The sequence below is a fragment of the Neisseria sp. P0021.S006 genome, from assembly GCF_051956895.1.
The window spans coordinates 1-1,103 of sequence record NZ_JBQCWZ010000456.1 but is presented as its reverse complement, the minus strand read 5'-3'; the positions used below and the strand labels follow the sequence as shown (position 1 = coordinate 1,103).

The 1,103-nt window shown below is 50.3% G+C and carries 2 protein-coding genes; both read left to right on the top strand.

Annotated elements, in window-relative coordinates:
• On the top strand, positions 1-753 hold a 753-nt coding region (gene eno / locus ACTHUM_RS14960), incomplete at its 5' end, for a phosphopyruvate hydratase (protein WP_440403285.1).
• Positions 754-776: 23 nt separating this feature from the next.
• A complete protein-coding gene (ftsB, locus tag ACTHUM_RS14955) occupies positions 777-1,052 on the top strand; it encodes a cell division protein FtsB (protein WP_003679613.1) in 276 nt (91 codons plus the stop codon).
• Positions 1,053-1,103: the final 51 nt, after the last annotated feature.

Sequence of the window (1,103 nt, the reverse complement as noted above, 5' to 3'; positions counted from 1 at the left end):
CTGCGTTGCGGCGCCGAAATTTTCCACGCACTGAAAAAACTGTGTGATGCCAAAGGCTTCCCAACTACCGTGGGCGACGAAGGCGGTTTCGCACCTAACCTGAACAGCCACAAAGAAGCCCTGCAACTGATCGTAGAAGCAACCGAAGCCGCAGGCTACAAAGCAGGCGAAGACGTATTGTTCGCCCTGGACTGCGCATCCAGCGAGTTCTACAAAGACGGCAAATACCACTTGGAAGCCGAAGGCCGCTCTTACACCAGCGCAGAATTTGCCGAATACTTGGAAGGCCTGGTTAACGAATTCCCAATTGTTTCCATCGAAGACGGTATGGACGAAAACGACTGGGAAGGCTGGAAACTGCTGACCGAAAAATTGGGCGGCAAAGTTCAATTGGTCGGCGACGACTTGTTCGTAACCAATCCAAAAATCTTGGCTGAAGGCATCGAAAAAGGCGTGGCAAACGCATTGCTGGTCAAAGTCAACCAAATCGGTACATTGAGCGAAACCCTGAAAGCCGTTGACTTGGCCAAACGCAACCGCTACACCAGCGTAATGAGCCACCGTTCCGGTGAAACCGAAGACAGCACCATTGCCGACTTGGCAGTTGCTACCAACTGTATGCAAATCAAAACCGGCTCCCTGTCCCGTTCTGACCGCATGGCGAAATATAACCAATTGTTGCGCATCGAAGAAGAATTGGCCGAAGCCGCTTACTACCCTGGCAAAGCCGCATTCTACCAATTGGGCAAATAAGCAGAATATAGGATATTGATTGTATGAAGTGGGTGACTTTTGTTTTAACCTTCGCACTTTTGTGCTGTCAGTACAGCCTTTGGTTTGGTAAAGGCAGCGTCGGGCATACGGAAGAATTGCAGGAGCAGCTCGTCCGTCAGGAGGAAAAAAACCAAACGCTCACTTTGCGCAACAATTTCCTCAATGCGGAAGTTGAAGACTTGGCACACGGACAAGAGGCCATCGCCGAAATTGCCCGCGTCGAATTGGGCTATGTCCAAGACGGCGAAGTGTATTACCGAATCATCGACCGCCGCTAAACCCTGCAAAACAAAGGCCGTCTGAAAACATATTTTTCAGACGGCCTTTTT